The sequence below is a fragment of the Neorhizobium sp. 05N33 genome, assembly GCF_056397445.1.
In genome coordinates, this window is sequence record NZ_JBFTNK010000002.1 from 98127 (window position 1) to 117715 (window position 19589).

The following is a 19589-nucleotide window of genomic DNA, read 5'->3' on the forward strand; positions in this document are numbered from 1 at the left end:
GCGACCGTCAATCCTTTAACGCCTGGGCGAACCCTTTCTTAACCCTGCTGTGGCAACACTTTTGCCCATTGTTCCCGTCGTCGTTACGAGTATTGCGTGCCCATCATGGCGGTTATCGAAACAGCGGAAAGATTGCTTCCGCCTGGTCTGAGGACCCGGCTGGCACCGCTGACGCGCAAGCTCCAATCGATCCTGACCGATGACGACGAGACGGCCCGCGCCCAGCGCCGCGCGCTCATCGCTTTCGTGATCCGCGTCGCAAGCGCCGCCATCGCCTTTGTGTCGCAAATCGTGCTCGCCCGGCTGATGGGCGAGTTCGAATACGGGATCTTCGCCTTCGTCTGGGTTCTGGTCGTGCTCGCCGGCAATCTCTCCTGCCTCGGGTTCCACACATCCGTCATCCGTTTCCTGCACCAGCACAGGGCACGCGACGAGGTGGCGACGGTGCGCGGGCTCAATCTCGCCGTCCGCCTCGTGGCGCTCATCTCGGCAAGCACGGTAGCCGGCCTCGGTTTCCTGTTCCTGCATGTCTACGGCCACACGGTCGAACCCTATTACCTCGTGCCGGTGTCGCTCGCCTTCTTCACCATCCCGATGATCGCGCTCGGCGACGTGCTCGACGGCACCGCACGTTCAAACGGCTGGACGGTGACGGCGCTCTCGCCCACCTACCTGATCCGCCCGACCCTGATCCTCGTGTTCATGCTGGCCGCGCTCTGGTTGGGCGCTGACCACACGGCCGTCACCGCCATGCAGGCAGCCCTTGCGGCAACCTATGTCACCACGCTCTCGCAGCTTCTGCGCCTGACGCTGCGCCTGCGCCGGCTCTATGGCACCGGTCCGATACGGTTCGAGATGGGCGCCTGGTTCCGATATTCGCTGCCGCTCTTCCTGGTCGACGGCATCGGCTTCCTGCTGACCAATGCGGACGTCGTCGTTGTCGGCCTTTACCTGCCGCCGGACCAGGTCGGCATCTATTATGCCGCGGCAAAAACGATCGTGCTGGTGCAATTCGTCTACTTCTCGATCAAGGCTGCCGCCGGCCCCCGCTTTTCCGCGATCATGGCGGAGGAGGACATGACGGCGCTGGCTGCCTTTGCCGGCCAGACCGCGCGCTGGAGTTTCTGGCCGTCGCTGGCCGTCGGGCTCGTGGCGCTCGCATCCGGCGAACTGCTTCTGTCGCTGTTCGGCAGCGCGTTCACGGCCGGTTACTGGCTGATGGCAATCCTGTTTTGCGGCATCCTCGCCAAATCGATGGTCGGGCCCGGCGAGGTCCTGCTCAGCATGGCCGGCCGCCAGAAACTCTGCGTCCTGCTCTATAGCGTGACGCTCTTGGCGAGCATCGGCCTCAATATCGCGCTGATCCCCCGCTTCGGCCTGACGGGTGCGGCCATGGCCACGGCGTCGGCGATGATGATCGAGGCGATCCTGTTGCATATCGCCGTCCGGCGCACGCTCGGCATCGTGCTCTTCGCCTTTGCCGATCCGACGCCCTCTGCTCCTTCAAAGGCTTCCTGATCATGGCGCAACCTCCATTCAGCAGCGAATTCGAGGGCAATGGCGGCGGCCGGATGAGCATGGTCCAGGCGTTCCGCGCCGAGCGGCCGGATGCCGATACCCATCTCCAGGTCGGCCGGCCCGGCCGCGAACTCTGCCTCTATCCCGCCGCCTTCGGTTACGACCTGCAGGAAGAACTCGAATTCCTCTCCAACCGCGCGCTCGAGCCGAACATCTTCTTTTCGGCCCGGCTGCTCGCCCCCGCCATGCCGCGGGTCGAGGACAAGCAGGTGCGCCTGGCGCTGATCCGCGACGAGATCGGTGCACGCAGCCGCATGCGGCTGCTGATGCCGTTTACTGTCGAGAAGCCCGGCTTTTCCGTCGGCGCCTCGATCATCCGCGCCTGGGCCAACCCCTTCGGGCCGATCGGCACGCCGCTCGTCGACGCGGAAGATTCAGCCGAGACGATCGACAATCTTTTCGACGCGCTCAGCATGCGCGAAGCCCGCCTCCCCTCCGTGCTGGTCATGCCGGACGTCAGGCTCGGCGGCCCGTTCGCGCAGCTCGCCAAGGCGGTCGCGATCGGCCGCAACCTGCCGGTTGCCGTTACCGATCCTCATCTCCGACCGATGCTCGAAAGCCTGCTCGACGGCGAGGCCTATCTCAAGCACTCGATCTCGTCGCACCACTACCGCGAAATGCGCCGTCTCTGGCGCAATCTCGGCAACAAGGGCTCGCTCAGCTATTCGGTCGCCCGCCAGCCGGAAGAGATCCGGTTGCGGATGGAGGAATTCCTGGCGCTCGAAGCCAAGGGCTGGAAGGGCCGCAAACGCTCGGCCCTGATCAACGACCGCTACCGCGCCGCCTTCGCCCGCGAAGCGATCACCAACCTGGCGGAAATCGACGCCGTCCGCATCCACACCATCGATTTCGACGGCCGCGCCATCGCCTCGCTCATCGTCTTCATCATGGCCGGCGAGGCCTATACGTGGAAAACCGCCTACGACGAGAGTTTTTCCCAGTTCTCGCCCGGCAAGCTCTTGATGGTGAAGCTGACCGAATGGCATCTCGACGACGCCAACATCATGCGCACCGACAGTTGCGCGGTTCCGGACCATCCGATCATGAGCCGTTTCTGGGAAGAGCGCGAGGAAATGGGCACACTGGTGATCGGCCTGCGCCAGAACGGCGACCGCGACGTGCGCCAGGTGGCAGCCCAGCTCCACCTCTACCGCAACACCCGCAACATGGCCCGCATGCTGCGCGAGAAGATCATGTCGCTCGCCGGCCGTTCGGAATAATCAACCCGTAGCGATCACTCGGCCGCCGCCTTGTCGCGCAGCAGCCGGCGGATCACCTTGCCGCTGGTCGTCAGCGGGATATCGTCGACGAAGGCGACCTCGCGCGGATATTCATGCATCGACAGCCGCGTCTTCACCCAGTCACGGATCTCCAGAGCCAGTTCGTCGGTCGGGCGATAGCCGGGGGCCAGCGCGATATAGGCCTTGACGATCTCGGTGCGGATCGGGTCCGGCTTGCCGACCACGGCCGCCAGCCGCACCGCCGGATGACCAGTCAGGCAATCCTCGATCTCGCTCGGCCCGATGCGATAACCGGACGAGGTGATGACGTCGTCATCCCGCCCAACGAATTCCACATAGCCGTCGCGGTCCTTCCGGCCGAGATCACCGGTGATCAGCCAGTCGCCGACGAATTTCGCTTCCGTCGCCGCGTCGTCGTTCCAGTAGCCGAGGAACATCACCGGATCGGGTCTGCGGATGGCGATCTGCCCCATCTTGCCGGCCGGCAGCTCGATGCCCCTGCCGTCGACCACCGCCACGTGATGGCCGGGCACCGCCCGCCCGATCGCTCCGCCGCGCGACACACCGAGATTGGCGGCCGAGGACAGCACGAAATTGCATTCGGTCTGGCCGTAGAACTCGTTGACCGTCAGCCCCAGCGCCGCCTTCGCCCAGTCATAGGTCTCGCGGCCGAGCGCCTCGCCGGCCGAGGCGATCGTCCGCAGCTTGAGATCGTATTTTTCGAGCGGGTTTTCGACGGATTTCAGGAGCCGCAACGCCGTCGGCGGAATGAAGGCGTTGCGCACATCCATCTCGCTCATGATGCGAAAAGCCATGTCCGCGTCGAATTTCTGGGCCGGCGAGGAGACGACCGGAATGCCGAGCATCAGCGCCGGCATCAGCACGTTGAGCAGGCCGCCTGCCCAGGCCCAGTCCGACGGCGTCCAGATCCGGTCCCCCTGTTGGGGTGCGAATTCGTGCGCCAGCTGGAAACCCGGAATATGGCCGGCCAGCACCCGATGGCCGTGCAGCGCCGCCTTCGGCGGGCCGGTCGTGCCGGAGGTGAAGATCATCAGCGCCGGATCGTCCGGTCCGCTGTCGACGACCTCGAACACGGGAGAATGGGCGGCGATCAATGCGTCGAGCGCCAGCAGGCCGTCGCCGGGCGGCAGCTCCCCGGTGACGATCACGTGCCGCAGCTCCGGCAGCTTTTCGCTTAAGGCTGCCAGCCGCGACAGGCCGAAGGGATTGGTGACGATCGCCGCAGCACCCGATGCCTTCAGCCGGTATTCGAGCGCCTCGGCCCCGAACAGAAGCGCCAGCGGCAGGGCGATGCCGCCCATCTTGTTGATCGCCACATGCGCGATCACCGTCTCGAAACTTTGCGGCAGAAGAAGTGCAACGCGGTCGCCGGGCTTGAGGCCGAGCGCGACAAAGGCGTTCGCAAGCGAGGCGGATCGCCCGGACAGTTCGCCATAGGTCAGAGCCCGATGAGCACCATCCGGGCTGAAATGCTGGAGACAGATGCGATCTTGAAATTTCTCCGCCCAGGCATCGCTGACCGCCTCCCCCATGTTGAATCGCTGCGGGATCTCCCAGGCGAAATCGCGAAAAAGGTCTTCATAGGACGTTCGGGCAGGCAGTTTCATGGGCAGCGCTTCTATTTTTGCTGCACCAGCTAACATCCGGGATGCTTAAAATACAAGGGGGACACAGGAAGGGACCTGATATGGCTGCCTCCGGAAGCCCAGGCGGCACGCATGTTCCGGGAGGCGCTAAAGACGGCGATCTGCCGCCGAGGATCGGGAAAAACGACATCGATCTGCCTTGATCCGGGACAATTTCGCAGCTGCCAGGCATGCGGGATTGCAACCTCACTTCACCCTTGCATGCCGGTGCAGCCCCGTGATAGAGCGCATACCGCTACCCAAGTGCCCCGTTGGCGGAATTGGTAGACGCGCCTGACTCAAAATCAGGTTCCGAAAGGAGTGCTGGTTCGATTCCGGCACGGGGCACCACATCTCCTGGAAGCTTTGATATGTTGCGGTTTTCTGGCGCAGTGATTGCGTGCGCACTTGACTAGTTCCGCACCTCTCAACTGTGGCAAAATCAGTAGCAACAATCTCATTAAAATGGAATATCGTCGTCCATATTGCGATCTTCGCGAGGTTTGGGAAGCTGTTTGCGTGGACCGTCGATCCGCTTCCGCTCAGTTGGAGCGGGTAAACTTGCGGTAGGTTCACGCTCTTTCGCGTCATCAACAACACCGAAAATAAGCTTTACCCATTTCCACCAAGGTTCCGCACCTTCACGTTCAACGTCGCCACTGAGACGTGCCACGGCCCTTATTCCGTCCGTGATGACTTCAAAGCGAGTTCGATCCCTGTCGATTTCCAGTAGGAGCGCGTTGAGCTTCTTAAAGATAGCTTCTCGCTTTTCAGTCGCCGCATCGGATCTCTCGACAACACCTTTTATCTGCTCGACATAATGGCGGATTTTTTCGCGCTCTGCCGTCGTCAAATGGACGCTAAATTGCTTTCTACCTTGCGCACCCTGAATCTTGACGCGGTGCATTACGTTACGCAAAGCCAATTCAAACTGACTGAAATAATATTCGCTGTTCTCTTCCCTGTCCTCATCTCGAAAGTGAGCAATTTCAGGAAAATCGAAAATATCCGCGATGTTGCGGACATCGCTCATAAATTTATTTCGGTGGTAATAGGAGTTTTCCTTATCGTACCTCAAGGATTCCTCTAATTCCGCTCTGAAATGCTCCTCAAAGTAAAGAAACGCGCGGCCTGGGTCATCTGGCATATTATCGTAGATGCTATCATCCATTACAGGCCGGACCCCTTTTGGCTATGACGGTTGGACAATATCTCGGGTGTCATTGTTCCAATATCAATCCTTGCTTAGCCTACTTGGCCCTGGCATTGCAGATTTCCACAAAAACTACGTTTCCGACCTACCGGTTCAAAAAACAGACCTGAAAACCGTCTGTTTCGGCTTCGGCGCGGCGGCGATCGAAAGCTCGGCCTCGCGGCGATTAAGGTCCATGCTGATTAGAGATCGAGCAGCGAGCGCGCAGATCGTCGCGTCGAGGGTTTCGGCCCGCTTGCAGGGGAACCCGATCGATGCTCGGACCATCGATCGGATCGCAATTTCGCAGAATGATTGTCACGAGGGACGATAGACTCGCTTTGCGTAGTCAAGCAAGTCGGCCACAGATGCAGAATTCGTAGCAAAAACGGCTGCAAAATTAAGTTTTGCGGGTCGTACTGATAGCCAACTTCTGATAATTGCGCTGCAATATCAGATTCTTGCAGAAAAAGTGATATGGCGCACCCGACAGGATTCGAACCTGTGACCTTTGGAATCGGAATCCAACACTCTATCCAGCTGAGCTACGGGTGCTAACCTGAAAGACGATGACTCGTCTCCGTCCGATGGTGGTTCTTAACTCAGGATGTTGCCGGCATCAATCGCCAATTTGCGGCGGATGCAAATCATCTGGTGGCGGCGTTCTATTTGTGGCACCCGCGGCTTCCTGCGGGCTTTATCCCATGGTCCCGGCACTGGCCGTTGCCTTGTCCCCGGAAAGCCCGGTCTTCAATTCAAGATAATTTGTCTTACCGCGCCGCCGCATCTGCTCTAAGTGAGGCCATGGCACCCCTGCCGGTCGAAACCATTTTAGGAGAGGCGCATGGCGCTGACAGCTTCCACACCCCGGTCCCGCGTCGGCATAGGCTACGCCATCGTCCTGACGCTCGGCATGGCGGCGACGGTCGGCGGGGCGCTGGCTTTCCAGTATATCGGCGGCTATATCCCTTGCGCGCTCTGCCTTCTGCAGCGCAATCCCTATTATTACGGCATTCCGGTCGGCATTCTGGCGATCGTCGTCTCGATGATCGGCCTGCCCGCCTGGGTCACCCGCGCGCTGCTGGTCGTCATCGGCGTGATGATGCTGGTCGGCGCCGGCATGGGTGTTTATCACTCGGGCGTCGAATGGGCCTTCTGGGAAGGTCCGGCAAGCTGCGGCGGCGGGGCCGGCGTCACCACCAATGCCGGCAGCCTGCTGTCGGACCTGAACACGGTTCACGGCCCCTCGTGCACGCAGGCAGCCCTTCGGGTGCTCGGCCTGTCGTTTGCCGGCTGGAACGTGATTGCCAGCGTCATCCTGGCGGCCATCGCATTCGTCGGCGCCAAAAAGGCGGCCTGAACCACCTGATGCGGAAAGATCCGGGGCCCGACTGAACCGGGCCCCTTTCCGTTTCCGGGTTATGCGCCGATCGCTCGATCGGCCCGAACACAGGGCCATTGTCGCGCGGGTGTCTGGAACAAATTGCGAGAACCTGCCGCTGACAAAGGCTTCGACGGCCTCTAAGATTGTGGCATGAACTTCTTCGAGAGCCTGCTCGTCCTGCTGCTTGTCGCGATCGTGCTTCTGCAGATTTCGCGCCGGCTTTCCGTGCCCTATCCGTCGATGCTGGCGCTGGCGGGCGCTGCGGTCGCCCTGGTGCCGGGCACGCCGTATATCTCGCTCGACCCGGAAACGGCGCTCGCGCTGTTCATCGCGCCGGCGCTGCTCGATGCGGCGTTCGATTTTCCGATCGGAATTGCCCGCCGGTTCTGGCTGCCGCTGCTGGTGTTTGCGATCGGCGGCGTATGCGTCACCGCGGTTGCCGTCGCCTTCGTCGGATGGACGGTGGCCGGATTGCCGATCGCAGCGGCGCTGGTGCTCGGCGCGATCGTCGCCCCGCCCGATGCCGCGGCCGCGACGGCGGTGCTGTCGTCGATGTCGATCCCGCGCACCACCGATACCGTCCTTCGCGGCGAAAGCCTGTTCAACGATGCGGCTGCGCTGCTGATCTTCGACGCGGCGCTCTCCGTGCAATCTGCCGGCAGCCTCGATGCGGGCGTGGCGCTGCATCTTGCCGTCGCGGTGCCCGGCGGCCTGCTGCTCGGGGTCCTGGCCGCCTGGGTGGTCCGGCATCTCATGCGGTTCGTCGCCGGTACGCTCGGCGGCATCCTCCTGCAGTTCGTCCAGACCTTCCTTCTGTGGATCCTCGCCGAACGGCTCGGCCTGTCGGCGGTGCTTGCCATCGTCGCCTTCGCGATGACGCTCGCGAGAAGCAGCGAAGCCCGCTCCTCGGCGCGCATGCGGGTGCAATCCTACGCGGTCTGGACCGCCGTCGTGTTCGTTCTCAACGTCATGGCCTTCCTGCTGATGGGCATGCAGGTTCGCGACATCGTCGGCGGAATGCCGGCGGATCACCTCTGGGATGCGGCCCGCTTTTCGCTGCTGACGATCATGATCGTCATCGTCGTGCGGTTTGCGGTCTGCGTCGGCTACAATCGGCTCACCGCCTGGCATGAGCGCAGCCGCGGCAGGCCGGAACCCGCGACGACGACCCAGGCACTGCTGGCCGGCTGGTGCGGCATGCGCGGTCTGGTGACGCTTGCGACCGCCTTCGCCCTGCCGGTGGACTTTCCGCAGCGCGACGTCGTGGTGCTGACCGCTTTTTCGGTGGTGCTTGCGACCCTTGTCGTCCAGGGATTGACGCTTACCCCGATCATCCGCTGGCTCGGCCTCGACCGACGCGCCGAGGGGCATGGCGAACTCGCCGTCATCCGCGGCAAGATCGCGCTCGCCGGCCTTTCCAGGCTCGACGGTGCGACCGAGACGGAAGCCGAATTGCTGCGCTCGAAATTCCGCATCGAACAGCTGGCCGCCTCCCGGATCGAGGACGCCAACTCTCTCGAGACCTACCGGCGGCTGGCCTTGAAGGCGATTGCCGCACAGCGGGAAGAGCTGGAAAAGCTTCGCTCCGTGCACAAGGTCAATGTCGACGAATACAATCTGCTGCTCGAAGAGATCGACTGGCGCGAGCTTTCGGTCCTGCCGGAAGATGCGCGCCGAATCGAGGAGAGCTGATCCGCCCGCCAGTCAATATCGTCTCCTTTTATCGAACGAACTGTCAATCATTGTTCATCTTCCGGATACGGGCGAAATGGGGCACATACGGTCCCAGAGAATTCAACCCGCGTGTCCAACCAGAGACACCGATCCGGAGATCCCAAAATGTCCACCACTGCCACCAATTCCCTGCTTCTCGTCGGCCGCGTTCTTCTGGCCGGCATGTTCGTCATGTCCGGTTTCCAGAAGCTCGTCGATCCCGCCGGCACCGCCGGCATGATCACCGGCGCCGGCCTTCCCGCCGCCACGCTGCTCACCTATGTCGCAGGCCTCTTCGAACTGATCACCGGCCTTGCCGTTCTGACCGGCTTCCAGACGCGTATCGCAGCAATCCTGCTGGCGCTGTTCTCGGTCTTTACCGCGCTGGTCTTCCATTCCGGCGCCATCAATGTCCCGGGCTTCCCGGCAGCCGCGAACGGCCTGCTGACGCTCTTTAACAGCCTGATGATGATGAAAAACCTGACGATTGCCGGTGGTTTCCTGGCTCTCGCCGCCATCGGCGCCGGTGCATTTTCTGTCGACGCCCGCCGTGGTTCTGTCGCAATCGCTGCCTAAGCTTTCGAAATTCCCTGCCCAAGACTGCCCGCCGGATGAGAAGTCCGGCGGGTATTTTTTTGAGCTCAATCGGTCTGGACGGCTGGCAGTTCGCTCATTTCGGGCAGCCAGGAAACGGCCGAGCGGCACCAGATCTGGCGCTGCGGCCTCAACTCCGCCCGCTGGTCGATGCTGCCCCAGCGGATGCCCCAGATTTTGGCCGCCTCACCTTCGCCATTGACGAAAAGCGGCGAGCCGCATTCGGGGCAGAAATACTGCTGGCGGACACGGCCGCTCTCGGCCACCTTGCGATAGAGCTTTGGCTCGTGCCCGGTGAGCTTCAGATCGCTTTCCGGGACGACGGCGGTGACGCGAAAGGGCGAGCCGCTGAGCGTCTGGCAATCGGTGCAATGGCAGATGGCGAGCCGCTTTGGGTCGAGTTCAGCCTCATAGGTGACATAGCCGCAATGGCATCGACCGGTTACATGCATCGTCCTTCCTCCTCTTCAAAGCTCAAAGCACGGCGCGGACTGCCTCAACGATCCTGGCAATCCGCGGATCCTGTTCGTGAGCCGGCTTGCGGGCCCTGACCAGGCAGGCTTCCGACTTCAGGATCACGCCATCCGACAGGATCTTCAGGTGATTGGCCCTGAGCGTCGATCCCGTCGAGGTGATATCGACGATGATATCCGCCTGACCGGCAGCCGGCGCGCCTTCCGTGGCGCCGAGGCTTTCGACGATGCGGTAAAGCTGGATGCCGTGCTGGCTCGAAAAGAACTGCTGGGTGAGCCGCCAGTATTTCGTGGCGATTGCCAAACGGCGGCCGTGGCGGGCGCGAAAATCCGCCGCCACGTCGCCGAGGTCGGCCATGGTTTCGACGTCGAGCCAGATTTCCGGCACCGCGACCACCACATCCGCGTGGCCGAAGCCGAGGCGGGCGCAGAATTCGACGCGACCGTCAGCACCGGCCATGCCTTCGCGCACCAGGTCTTCGCCGGTGACGCCGAAATCGACGGCGCCGCTCGCAAGCTCGCGGGCAATCTCGGAGGCCGAGAGATAGGCGACCTCGACGCCTTCCATGCCCTCGATGCGGCCGCGATAGGAGCGGTCGTTGCCGACCGCGGAAATGGCAAGGCCGGCGCGCTCGAAGACCTCGGCGGTCTCTTCCTTGATACGGCCCTTGGAGGGCAGAGCGATGGTGATCGTGCTCATCTCAGTGCCCTCGCAGCTTCGATCCGGTCGAGCCAGAGCGAGAAACCGACCGCCGGAATATGCTCCCTGGCGCCGAGCAGGGTCAGCAGCCGGTCGAAACGGCCGCCGCCGGCAAGCACCGCGGACGACCCCGCCTCGGTCACTTCGAAAACGAGGCCGGTATAATAGTCGAGCGGCCGGCCGAAGGCGGCGCGGTAGGTCATGGCGGAGAGATCGGCGCCGGCATTGGCGAGCGCTGCGAGCCGGGCGTCGAAGCGGGAAACCGCCGTCCCGAGCTTCAGGCCGGCGGCATCGGCAAAACCGGCCAGAGCGGCAGGTGCTTCGGCGAGCGGCAATTGCAACGTTAGAAATTCGCGCAGCAGCAGCAGCGCCGTGCCGTCGAGCCGGGTTTCGGCCAGTTCCAACTTTTCCTTCAGCCTTCTCGCGATCTCGGTCGGCGAACGGCTGGCATTGGTGGAATAACCGGTTTCCTGCATGGTGCGGTCGATGCGGGCGACGAGATCCGCCTCGTTGTCCGAAGCGATCAGTTCGGCGATCTGCGGATCAAGGCCGGTGACCGGCTGGGGCCTGGCGAGCCGTTCCAGCAGCGCTTCGAGATGCGCCATGTCGCCGAACGCATGGATCAGCCGCCGCTGCCAGCCGAACGGCAGGCCAAGCGCCTTGACGACCGCCTCGAACACCGCCTGATCGCCGAGCGTCAGGCTGAGTTCGCGGCCGGGCAACAGCGCCTTCAGGATGCCGGTGGCATCGCCAATGGCGCGAGCGTCGGAACTGGCTATATCCTTATTCCCGAGATCCTCGATGCCGGCCTGGTAGAATTCGTGGGAACCCTCACGGCGCTGGCGAAACACTTCGCCGAGATAGGAATACCGTTTTGGCGTGCCGGTCGCCGTTTCGATGTGGCGCAGGCAGACCGGAATGGTGAATTCCGGGCGCAGGCAGAGATTGGCGCCGGTCTCGCTTTCGGTGAGGAAAATCCGGCGGCGCAGATCCTCGCCGGCCATGTCGAGAAAGGGTTCGGCGGGCTGGATGACCGGCGTGTTGACCCGCTCGGTGCGGCGGGCGGCGAATTCGGCGAGGAGGTCGGCGGAGAAGTCGGGCATGTCGATCAGGGGCATGGGATTGCTCCCCAGGAATACCCCCCTCTGCCCTGCCGGGCATCTCCCCCACAAGGGGGGAGATCACAAGCGGCATGACCGACGCCCCCGAAGGAGCGCTGCGAAGGACGCGACGTTAGATAGGAAGTGGTGAGCAGTAGCCCAGCCGATCTCCCCCCTTGTGGGGGAGATGTCCGGCAGGACAGAGGGGGGTAGAGCTCACGCATTGCCCGCCCTTTTCCGATCCTCCGCCTGAGCCGCGAGAATCTCCTTCACCTTGGCGACCAAGTCCGCCTCGGGAACGGTTTCCTGCGCCACGCGCGCCTCGCGCCAGCTGGCATTGTCCTCGATCTCGCCGGAGAGGCGCTTGCCTTCGATCAGGTCCTTCAACTGCACGACGCCCTCTGCCCGCTCGTCGCCGCCCTGGATGATGGCGATCGGGCAGCCGCGGCGGTCGGCATATTTCAACTGGTTGCCGAATTTCTTCCAGTTGCCCTGGTACATCTCGGCGCGGATGCCTTCGTTGCGCAGCGCCTGGGTGAAGCGCTGGTAGCGCCCCATGCTCTCGACATCGCCATCCATGACGGTGACCAGAACCGGGGCGATCACCTCGTCTTGACCAAGCTTGCCGAGGTTCTTCAGCGCCGTCATCAGGCGCGACACACCGATCGAGAAACCCGTCGCCGGAACCGGCTGGCCCATGAAGCGCGACACGAGGCCATCATAACGCCCGCCGCCGCCGACCGAGCCGAACACGACCTTTTCGCCTTTTTCATTGGTGACGTCGAAGATGAGCTCGGCTTCGAAGACCGGGCCGGTGTAATATTCAAGGCCGCGGACGCAAGATAAATCGATCCGAATCTTGTCTGAAAGGTAACCAGCCGCCTGCACGAGCTCCGAGATTAGCTGGAGCTCGCCAAAGCCCTCTTCGAATTTTGGATTTACACTAAACTTTGAAAGAGCTGCAGTCTTAAACGTGATGTTATTGGTGTAGTCGATCAGATCATCAATTAAAGGAGCATCAAGAAGCTCTATGATGCCCTCTATTGCATTCTGGGGTAGCCCCACCCCCTTGGTAAAGTCTCCGCTTTCATCTTTTCGGCCAGCACCTAAAAGCAACGCGACTCCTTCTGAACCAAACTTGTCGAACTTGTCCATCGCGCGCAGCACGTTCAGGCGACGTCCGGCATTCTCTTCCCCGCCAAGCCCAATCGCCTCCATGACGCCGTCCAGAACCTTGCGGTTGTTGACCCGGATCACGTAGTCGCCACGCTTGATGCCGAGGGCTTCCATCGTGTCAGCCATCATCATGCACATTTCGGCATCCGCCTGGACGCCCGGTGCGCCGACCGTATCGGCGTCGAACTGCATGAACTGGCGGAAACGGCCAGGACCCGGCTTTTCGTTGCGGAAGACGTAGCCGGCGCGATAGGTGCGGAACGGCAGCTGGATCTCGTTGAAATTCTCCGCGACATGGCGGGCGAGCGGCGCCGTCAGGTCGTAGCGCAGGCTCATCCACTGGTCGTCGTCGTCCTGCAGCGAAAAGACGCCCTCGTTCGGGCGGTCGCTGTCGGGCAGGAATTTTCCAAGCGCATCGGTATATTCGAACAGCGGCGTCTCGACCGGGTCGAAACCGTAACGCTCGTAGACTTCGCGGATCTTCGCGGTCATCTCGTTGGTGGCGTGGATATCGGCAGCGGAACGATCGACGAAGCCGCGCGGCAGGCGGGCTTTCAGTTTCTGCGGTTTCTTGCTCTTGTCGTTCATGATCGGAATTCCATTGCCAAAGGCCCCGGAGAGGCCGGATTTGTGTGCGGTTTCTTAGAGGATAGCGGCCTGAGCGGCAAGGGCGGCGGCTGGTGAAGACGCAGGCGCGATGCTATATATTATACCACTGAAGGGGCAAAGGTCATGAGCAAACGCGTCGCCATTGAAATCCCGGAGGCAATGTATGGTTTGCTCAGCCGCTATGCGGATATCCATGGCTTCGATACCGATGCCTATGTCGCGCAAGTCCTGCATCGTCATCTGGAAGATCTGCATGACATCGCTGCAGCAGATCGTGCGATGGAAGAAATTCGAAATGGTAATTCCAGTACCTACACGATGGAACAGCTTGAACGCGAGCTTGGATTAGAGAATTGAAAGCCGGCCACCGCAGCAAGGTCTATCGCTAATTCATGCTCACCGAAGCTCTCCAATACGCCGCGACCTCCCTGGTCACGCCGAAGCAATTCCGTCCCTTCATCCATTCATCGGTCAGCCTGTGGTCGCGGGCCGGGCGGTGTGCGAAGGATTGGGCAGCGCATGAAGAGAACTGCAAAGCGTTCATTCGCGAAACGACGGCCGGAATGAAGCAGCGGCGGACCTGCGTCGTGCTGGGTTCGGGCCTGCTGCGGGACGTGCCGATCGATGATCTTTCGGAAAAATTCGATACGGTGGTGCTGGTCGACCTCGTGCATCTGGCGAGCGTGCGGATGCGACTGAAGGGGAAGCGGTTCCGAAATGTCCGGCTGATTTCGCGCGACCTCTCCGGCTTCGACGATGCGGTCACGGCCAAGGTTCCGGAGCCGCTGTCGTTCCTGCGGCAGGTGCCGTATCTCGATCTCGTCGTCTCGGCCAATATCCTGTCGCAGATCGGGGTGGGATCGAAGCGCCGACTGGAAGCCGAAAACAGTCCTGCGCGCGAGGAAATCCTGCAGCGACTGGTCCGGGCGCATCTCGATGGCCTTGAAGCGCTGCCCTGCAAAACGGCTCTGATCACCGACACCGCCTATCGCGTCGCCGATCGGGCAGGCCAGGTGCTGGAAGAGGCCGACCTGCTCTGCGGCGTGCCGGCGCCGGCGGCGAAACGGGCGTGGATCTGGCCGGTCGCTCCTTATGGCGAACTGAGCAAGGAGTATCAGGCGGTGCATGATGTCATCGCCTTGTGATGTCCGCGCGGTTGATTTCCGCGAAGACGACCGTAGATTCAGAACCATGCCACGCTCTGCCGCCATTCTGATGTTCCTTGCCTGGCTCCTTTACGGGGCCATGCCGGCGGTCGGCATGCCTTACATGCAGGCGGCGAGCCCAGCGGCCGTGCAGGATCATTCGCAGCATCACGACCATGGCAAGGCGGCGGCCGAGACGGCGAAGGCCGGGCATTCCCACGGGCCATCGCAGCCACCCTGCCCGCATGGCGGCAGGAACTGCGCGACGCCCTTCTGCGCCGCCTGCCTGACGCTGCTGCCGGAACTGGCGATCGGCGGCGATGGCCGGTTCGCCCATGCCTACCCTTCGCCGGCCATCGAACAGGCGCTCGCCTCTCCGGCAACGGCGCCGCTGACGCCGCCTCCCCGAGGCTGACGGAATGTCGGTTCACCTCATCATCAAAATTCTGTCGGACACGGAAAAGGAAACCCTATGTCTGCGAAAATCATTCTCATGACCGCTGTCCTCTCCACTCTCATGACCGGCTCGCTCGCCGCGCAGGAGATGAAGGGAATGGACCACTCCAAGATGGGCACGCCGACAAGCGGCAGCCCCTCCACCAAGGCATTCCAAGATGCGAATGCCAAAATGCACAAGGACATGGCGATCCAGTATTCCGGTGATACGGATGCGGATTTCGTGCGCAGCATGATCCCACATCACCGGGGCGCAATCGACATGGCCAAGGTCGAACTTGCCCACGGCAAGGATCCGGAAATCCGCAAGCTGGCGCAAGCCGTCATCAAGGCGCAGGAGGCTGAAATCGCCGACATGCAGTCCTGGTTGAAGGCGCACGGCAAGTAACAAGTCCTCATGCAGATCGGCGCCGGGCAGGCTTTCGTCTTGCCCGGCGCTTTCTTTTTCGCCATATCAGCGGGTGGAGGCAGATCCATGCGCCCGATTACCGCCATCGGCTTCGATGCCGACGACACGCTCTGGCAGAACGAACAGTATTACCGGCTGACGGAGGAGCACTTCGCCCGACTGCTCGGCGAATTCGCCGAAGGTGCGCAGATTGCCGAGCGGTTGCTCGAAGCGGAAAAGCGCAATCTTTCCCATTACGGCTTCGGCATCAAAGGGTTCACCCTGTCGATGATCGAGACGGCGATCGAAATCACCAACGGCAAGGTGCCGACCAGGACAATCAGCGAGATCCTCGATATCGGCCGCGACCTTTTGCGCCATCCGGTCGAAACCCTGCCGCATGTGGAAGAGACGCTGGAGACCTTGAACGGCGAATATCTGCTGGTGCTGATCACCAAGGGGGACCTGTTCGACCAGGAGCGCAAGCTCGCGCAATCCGGCCTCGGCGATTTCTTCGATGCGGTCGAGATCGTCAGCGAGAAAAACGCCACCACCTATCGTCGCATCTTTTCCAAAGTGGCGGACGGGCCGGAACGGGCGATGATGGTCGGCAATTCGCTCAAATCCGATATCGTGCCGGCGATTGCGGCGGGAAGCTACGGCGTGTTCGTGCCGCATGCGCTGACCTGGATCTTGGAGCACGTGGACGCGCCGACCACGGCGCCGCGCTTCCACCAGATCGAGCATCTCGGCGAGCTGCCCTCGATCCTCCAGAAAATCACGGCCGCCTGAATTTCAATCTCAGTTCATCGACCTCGCGCTGGCAGAAACAGCCTTCGAGATGGTCGTTGACCATGCCCATGGCCTGCATGAAGGCGTAGACGGTGGTCGGACCGACGAAGGTCCAGCCGCGCTTCTTCAGGGCCTTCGACAGTTGCACGGAAACCGGCGTGGTGGGATTTGCCCGGAGCGTGGCGAGGTCCATCACCGCCGGACGCAGATGCGGGCCAGGCTCGAAGCTCCAGAAGAATTTGGCGAGCGAACCGAACTCGCGCTTCAGTTCGATGGCGCGGGCGGCATTGTTGATGGTCGAGACGATCTTGCCGCGATGGCGGATGATGCCGGCATCGGCGAGGCAACGGGCGATGTCTTCCTCGCCGAACTGGGCGATTTTTTCGAAATCGAAACCGGCAAAGGCGGCGCGGAAATTCTCGCGTTTCCTCAAGATCGTCAGCCAGGACAGGCCGGACTGGAACCCTTCGAGGCAGATCTTCTCGAACAGGCGGATATCGTCGGTCACCGGCCGGCCCCATTCCTCGTCGTGATAGTGCCGGTAGTCTTCGAGACCGCCATGCCAGGCGCAACGCCCCTTGTCGTCTTCGCCGACGATGATTCCCGCCTTTTCCATTCCTGCTCCCTTGCTGCAAATCTTTTGGTTAACCGGCTTTCCGCCGGCTTTAACATTGGTCAACCATGTTTCAAAACCGGGCGGTAACCCTGCCAAAAGGTTTATAGGCCGGCCGGCTTTGAATGTTCCACCCGTTTACCATTCGCTTTCACCTCGCGGTCACCATGTTCGTCAACACCGACGCCAAATTATCCAAAAGTTTGAGGGGCGTCCGGTCGGTGATTTGTAACGTGTGGATCCGATCATGAAGAAAACCCTTTTCCTGGCCTTCGGCCTTGCTGCCGCCTTTTCCAGTTCCGCCACGCTTGCCCAGGACCGCTATCGCGAGCGCCCGCCCGTGGTCGTCAGCCCCGATCTCGCAGCCCCATGGGTGATGCAGCTTGCAGGCCCGAACGGCCGCCCGGTCGTCTATCCGCGCCAGGCCGCCCAGCCGCGCCCGGTCTACCAACAACGTGAAGCCTACCAGCAGCGCGAGCAGCAGCCGATGGTTCGCCGCGGCATCTTCGACCGCTCGCCGGCCCAACAGGTCGCGATGCGGCCACAGCCGATCCGCGGCCAGATCGAACCGCAGTTCCTGCCGCAGACAGTCGCCTACGACAGCAAGGAAAAGGCCGGCACGATCGTCATCGATACCAATAACCGCTTCCTCTATCTGGTCACGGGCAATGGCCAGGCACGCCGTTACGGCGTCGGCGTCGGCAAACCAGGCTTCGAATGGGCCGGCGAGCACCGGGTGACCCGCAAGTCCGAATGGCCGGACTGGACGCCGCCGTCCGAAATGATCCAGCGCGAAGCCGTCAAGGGCCACTATCTGCCGGCCCGCATGGACGGCGGACCGGAGAACCCGCTCGGCGCCCGCGCCATGTATCTCGGCTCGACACTCTACCGCATCCACGGCACCAACGCCCCCTGGACGATCGGCAGCGCGGTCTCTTCCGGCTGCATCCGCATGCGCAACGAAGATGTGACGGATCTTTACGAACGGGTGAATATCGGCACCAAGGTCATCGTCATGTAATGCCGGCAATTGCCAAAGGTGAGGCGGCGGAGACACAGTCCCGCCGCCTTTTTGCCATCACATGTTCTTTATTAGACCTGTCCCTGCTTGCTTTGATGCCCGAGTCGGCTAGTTTTTGCCGCTCAAACACATCGGAGAGGATTTGGGAATGAGGACAGGCAAGACCCTTGCTATGGCCATGGGGATGGCTGGCGTGATCTTCTTTACCGCCGGGCACGCAAGCGCAATCAGCCCGGCAGCGCCGTTGATCGAACGCCCGGCAAGCGACGTGACGCTGGTCGCGATGCCGCGGGAAGTGCCGGAAGAATTCAAGCGCCGCATGGTGCGCTTCTCTTCGACCGAAAAGCCCGGCACGATCATCATCGATACCAACAACAAGTTCCTCTACTATATCGAAGGCCCCAACCGGGCGACCCGCTACGGCATCGGCGTCGGGCGCGAAGGGTTCGGCTGGTCGGGCGTCGTCAATGTCGGCCGCAAGGCAGAGTGGCCCTCCTGGACACCGCCGGCCGAGATGCGCGTTCGCGAACGTCGCGCCGGCCGTATTCTGCCGGCCGTGCAGGAAGGCGGGATCGACAACCCGCTCGGCGCCCGCGCCATGTATCTCTACAAGGGCGGCCGCGACACGATCTTCCGCATCCACGGCACCAACCAGCCCTGGACGATCGGCCTCAACATGTCGTCCGGCTGCATCCGCATGATGAACAAGGATGTCGAGCATCTTTATTCGCGCGCCGACATCGGCACCAAGGTAATCGTCATCGGTCCCGGCAACCGGCAGGGGAAAGTCGATTTCGAAGATCGCGGAATCGATATTTTCGCCACTATTTTCGGCGGCTGAACCATCAAGCAAAGTTCCGGAAGAGCGGCGAAAGCCGCTCTTTTTCATGGGTTTAGATTTCGTTAACCATAACTGGCTTAGCTTCGTCGGCGACTGGTGCAAAAAAAGCACAGACCGGCGACGCATCCGCCGCTAAACATTGAGTCATCAAAGAGCCAACGTCCCTCCCTGCAGGCTGATTCATGCGCAAAATTCTTTCTCTCGCCTTTGCATCCACGCTTCTCACCGCTGGTCTTGCTTATATTGCTCCGGCTCAAGCGGCCGACCTGACCCCGGCCAATCCCGCCTATGTCGCCCCCGTCAGCACCGGAGGATTTGAAGTCTCCGTTTACGGCGGCTACGAGTTCGCGCCGCATTCCCATGTGGACGTGTCCGATGGACCGGATTTCGCAGCCGGTTGGGATACCAATCCCTTCCAGATGCCTCCCTACTGGGGTGTCCGCGGCACCTACTGGTTCGATGGCGGCGCCCTCTCGAACTGGGGCGTTTCGCTCGATTACACCCACGCCAAGGTTTATGCCGACGACGAAACGATGGCCAAGGCCGGCGGCTGGAGCGTCTTCGAATTTACCGACGGCCTCAACCTCCTGACGGTCAACGCGCTCTACAAGTTCCCGATCGAGGGCAGCCGGTGGACGCCTTATGTCGGCGCCGGCGTCGGTATCAACGTGCCGCACGTCGAAGTGACCCGCGCTTCCGGCCGCACGTTCGAATATCAGTTCGGCGGCGCGACGATCCAGGCCCAGGCCGGCGTGAAGTACCAGCTGACCGAAAAGTGGGCGATGTTTGCCGAATACAAGGGCAACTACTCGTTCGTGGATGTGGATATCGACAGCGGTGCTTCGCTAAAGACCAACATCCTGACGCACGCCATCAACCTTGGCGTCTCCTACAAGTTCTAAGGCTTCGGGCCTTTGACGAAAAAAG

20 protein-coding genes and 2 tRNA genes are annotated in these 19589 nt (G+C 61.8%); 14 read left to right on the forward strand and 8 right to left on the reverse strand.

Translation table 11 applies throughout. The annotated features are described in order from the left end of the window. Nucleotides 1-96: 96 nt before the first annotated feature. On the forward strand, nt 97-1518 hold the full coding sequence (locus AC1DLT_RS04735; RefSeq protein WP_309493814.1) for a lipopolysaccharide biosynthesis protein: 1422 nt from the start codon (nt 97-99) through the stop codon (nt 1516-1518). A 53-nt stretch (nt 1519-1571) separates the two neighbouring features. After that, nucleotides 1572-2798 carry a GNAT family N-acetyltransferase gene (locus tag AC1DLT_RS04740; RefSeq protein WP_247137422.1) on the forward strand — a complete coding sequence of 409 codons (1227 nt, stop codon included), beginning with the start codon at nt 1572-1574 and terminating at the stop codon, nt 2796-2798. Nucleotides 2799-2812: 14 nt separating this feature from the next. Here AC1DLT_RS04740 and AC1DLT_RS04745 read toward each other — a convergent pair whose 3' ends face one another. After that, nucleotides 2813-4447, reverse strand: a complete 1635-nt coding sequence (locus tag AC1DLT_RS04745) for an AMP-binding protein (RefSeq protein ID WP_247137418.1) — start codon at nt 4445-4447, stop codon at nt 2813-2815. A gap of 284 nt (nt 4448-4731) precedes the next feature. Between AC1DLT_RS04745 and AC1DLT_RS04750 the strand changes: the two genes are divergently transcribed. Continuing rightward, nucleotides 4732-4816: transfer RNA gene (locus AC1DLT_RS04750), tRNA-Leu, on the forward strand. A gap of 109 nt (nt 4817-4925) precedes the next feature. Here AC1DLT_RS04750 and AC1DLT_RS04755 read toward each other — a convergent pair. Together AC1DLT_RS04755 and AC1DLT_RS04760 are read right to left on the reverse strand one after the other, a co-directional pair. Beyond that, nucleotides 4926-5636 (reverse strand): hypothetical protein, encoded by a 711-nt coding sequence (locus tag AC1DLT_RS04755; RefSeq protein WP_247137419.1) that lies wholly within the window; start codon nt 5634-5636, stop codon nt 4926-4928. 499 nt (nt 5637-6135) lie between these two features. Then, nucleotides 6136-6212 (reverse strand) — tRNA-Arg (locus AC1DLT_RS04760). 289 nt (nt 6213-6501) lie between these two features. Between AC1DLT_RS04760 and AC1DLT_RS04765 the strand changes: the two genes are divergently transcribed. The 3 genes from AC1DLT_RS04765 (at nt 6502) to AC1DLT_RS04775 (ending at nt 9330) form a co-directional block, all read left to right on the forward strand. After that, on the forward strand, nt 6502-7017 hold the full coding sequence (locus AC1DLT_RS04765) for a disulfide bond formation protein B (protein WP_151040933.1): 516 nt from the start codon (nt 6502-6504) through the stop codon (nt 7015-7017). 174 nt (nt 7018-7191) lie between these two features. Next, nucleotides 7192-8733: a cation:proton antiporter gene (locus AC1DLT_RS04770; protein WP_038540177.1), complete on the forward strand. Its 1542-nt coding sequence runs from the start codon at nt 7192-7194 to the stop codon at nt 8731-8733. 147 nt (nt 8734-8880) lie between these two features. Continuing rightward, a complete protein-coding gene (locus AC1DLT_RS04775; protein WP_477486048.1) occupies nt 8881-9330 on the forward strand; it encodes a DoxX family protein in 450 nt (149 codons plus the stop codon). 65 nt (nt 9331-9395) lie between these two features. Here the strand turns inward: AC1DLT_RS04775 and AC1DLT_RS04780 are convergent, their stop codons facing one another. The 4 genes from AC1DLT_RS04780 to hisS form a co-directional block, all read right to left on the reverse strand. Further along, a complete protein-coding gene (locus tag AC1DLT_RS04780; RefSeq protein WP_477486049.1) occupies nt 9396-9800 on the reverse strand; it encodes a GFA family protein in 405 nt (134 codons plus the stop codon). A 22-nt stretch (nt 9801-9822) separates the two neighbouring features. Then, nucleotides 9823-10521 (reverse strand): ATP phosphoribosyltransferase, encoded by a 699-nt coding sequence (gene hisG / locus AC1DLT_RS04785; protein ID WP_477486050.1) that lies wholly within the window; start codon nt 10519-10521, stop codon nt 9823-9825. After that, a complete protein-coding gene (locus AC1DLT_RS04790; RefSeq protein ID WP_477486051.1) occupies nt 10518-11639 on the reverse strand; it encodes an ATP phosphoribosyltransferase regulatory subunit in 1122 nt (373 codons plus the stop codon). The genes hisG and AC1DLT_RS04790 overlap by 4 nt, the downstream gene beginning before the upstream one ends. A gap of 198 nt (nt 11640-11837) precedes the next feature. After that, nucleotides 11838-13385 carry a histidine--tRNA ligase gene (gene hisS, locus AC1DLT_RS04795; protein WP_477486052.1) on the reverse strand — a complete coding sequence of 516 codons (1548 nt, stop codon included), beginning with the start codon at nt 13383-13385 and terminating at the stop codon, nt 11838-11840. Between the two features lie 144 nt (nt 13386-13529). Here hisS and relB point away from each other — a divergent pair, with 144 nt between their 5' ends. The 5 genes from relB (at nt 13530) to AC1DLT_RS04820 (ending at nt 16187) form a co-directional block, all read left to right on the forward strand. Continuing rightward, on the forward strand, nt 13530-13763 hold the full coding sequence (relB, locus tag AC1DLT_RS04800) for a type II toxin-antitoxin system RelB family antitoxin (RefSeq protein WP_172746650.1): 234 nt from the start codon (nt 13530-13532) through the stop codon (nt 13761-13763). A gap of 35 nt (nt 13764-13798) precedes the next feature. Continuing rightward, a complete protein-coding gene (locus tag AC1DLT_RS04805; protein ID WP_477486053.1) occupies nt 13799-14551 on the forward strand; it encodes a hypothetical protein in 753 nt (250 codons plus the stop codon). A 46-nt stretch (nt 14552-14597) separates the two neighbouring features. Then, a complete protein-coding gene (locus AC1DLT_RS04810; protein ID WP_477486054.1) occupies nt 14598-14966 on the forward strand; it encodes a hypothetical protein in 369 nt (122 codons plus the stop codon). Nucleotides 14967-15023: 57 nt separating this feature from the next. Continuing rightward, on the forward strand, nt 15024-15395 hold the full coding sequence (copM, locus tag AC1DLT_RS04815; RefSeq protein ID WP_247137000.1) for a CopM family metallochaperone: 372 nt from the start codon (nt 15024-15026) through the stop codon (nt 15393-15395). 87 nt (nt 15396-15482) lie between these two features. Then, entirely contained in the window at nt 15483-16187 is a 705-nt protein-coding gene (locus AC1DLT_RS04820; protein WP_038548757.1) for an HAD family hydrolase, read from the forward strand. On the opposite strand, the gene AC1DLT_RS04825 is transcribed toward AC1DLT_RS04820, so the two are convergent. Beyond that, nucleotides 16174-16803, reverse strand: a complete 630-nt coding sequence (locus AC1DLT_RS04825) for a DNA-3-methyladenine glycosylase I (protein ID WP_477486055.1) — start codon at nt 16801-16803, stop codon at nt 16174-16176. The genes AC1DLT_RS04820 and AC1DLT_RS04825 overlap by 14 nt on opposite strands. A 241-nt stretch (nt 16804-17044) precedes the next feature. On the opposite strand from AC1DLT_RS04825, the gene AC1DLT_RS04830 reads away from it, so the two are divergent. The 3 genes from AC1DLT_RS04830 to AC1DLT_RS04840 all read left to right on the forward strand — a co-directional run bounded on the left by AC1DLT_RS04830 (nt 17045) and on the right by AC1DLT_RS04840 (nt 19564). Beyond that, a complete protein-coding gene (locus AC1DLT_RS04830; protein ID WP_477486485.1) occupies nt 17045-17821 on the forward strand; it encodes a L,D-transpeptidase in 777 nt (258 codons plus the stop codon). A 148-nt stretch (nt 17822-17969) separates the two neighbouring features. Next, entirely contained in the window at nt 17970-18662 is a 693-nt protein-coding gene (locus AC1DLT_RS04835; protein WP_477486056.1) for a L,D-transpeptidase, read from the forward strand. 182 nt (nt 18663-18844) lie between these two features. Further along, the gene (locus AC1DLT_RS04840) at nt 18845-19564 is read left to right on the forward strand and encodes an outer membrane protein (RefSeq protein WP_477483801.1); all 720 of its coding nucleotides are present in this window, start codon (nt 18845-18847) and stop codon (nt 19562-19564) included. Nucleotides 19565-19589: the final 25 nt, after the last annotated feature.

Bases quoted from the DNA above. Each gene is read 5' to 3' on its own strand.
- relB (WP_172746650.1), top strand. From the start codon at position 13,530: ATGAGCAAACGCGTCGCCATTGAAATCCCGGAGGCAATGTATGGTTTG.
- hisG (WP_477486050.1), bottom strand. From the start codon at position 10,521: ATGAGCACGATCACCATCGCTCTGCCCTCCAAGGGCCGTATCAAGGAA.
- AC1DLT_RS04780 (WP_477486049.1), bottom strand. From the start codon at position 9,800: ATGCATGTAACCGGTCGATGCCATTGCGGCTATGTCACCTATGAGGCT.
- AC1DLT_RS04765 (WP_151040933.1), top strand. From the start codon at position 6,502: ATGGCGCTGACAGCTTCCACACCCCGGTCCCGCGTCGGCATAGGCTAC.
- AC1DLT_RS04805 (WP_477486053.1), top strand. From the start codon at position 13,799: ATGCTCACCGAAGCTCTCCAATACGCCGCGACCTCCCTGGTCACGCCG.
- AC1DLT_RS04810 (WP_477486054.1), top strand. From the start codon at position 14,598: ATGCCACGCTCTGCCGCCATTCTGATGTTCCTTGCCTGGCTCCTTTAC.
- AC1DLT_RS04790 (WP_477486051.1), bottom strand. From the start codon at position 11,639: ATGCCCCTGATCGACATGCCCGACTTCTCCGCCGACCTCCTCGCCGAA.
- AC1DLT_RS04820 (WP_038548757.1), top strand. From the start codon at position 15,483: ATGCGCCCGATTACCGCCATCGGCTTCGATGCCGACGACACGCTCTGG.
- copM (WP_247137000.1), top strand. From the start codon at position 15,024: ATGTCTGCGAAAATCATTCTCATGACCGCTGTCCTCTCCACTCTCATG.
- AC1DLT_RS04835 (WP_477486056.1), top strand. From the start codon at position 17,970: ATGAGGACAGGCAAGACCCTTGCTATGGCCATGGGGATGGCTGGCGTG.
- hisS (WP_477486052.1), bottom strand. From the start codon at position 13,385: ATGAACGACAAGAGCAAGAAACCGCAGAAACTGAAAGCCCGCCTGCCG.
- AC1DLT_RS04840 (WP_477483801.1), top strand. From the start codon at position 18,845: ATGCGCAAAATTCTTTCTCTCGCCTTTGCATCCACGCTTCTCACCGCT.
- AC1DLT_RS04770 (WP_038540177.1), top strand. From the start codon at position 7,192: ATGAACTTCTTCGAGAGCCTGCTCGTCCTGCTGCTTGTCGCGATCGTG.
- AC1DLT_RS04745 (WP_247137418.1), bottom strand. From the start codon at position 4,447: ATGAAACTGCCTGCCCGAACGTCCTATGAAGACCTTTTTCGCGATTTC.
- AC1DLT_RS04775 (WP_477486048.1), top strand. From the start codon at position 8,881: ATGTCCACCACTGCCACCAATTCCCTGCTTCTCGTCGGCCGCGTTCTT.
- AC1DLT_RS04755 (WP_247137419.1), bottom strand. From the start codon at position 5,636: ATGGATGATAGCATCTACGATAATATGCCAGATGACCCAGGCCGCGCG.
- AC1DLT_RS04825 (WP_477486055.1), bottom strand. From the start codon at position 16,803: ATGGAAAAGGCGGGAATCATCGTCGGCGAAGACGACAAGGGGCGTTGC.
- AC1DLT_RS04740 (WP_247137422.1), top strand. From the start codon at position 1,572: ATGAGCATGGTCCAGGCGTTCCGCGCCGAGCGGCCGGATGCCGATACC.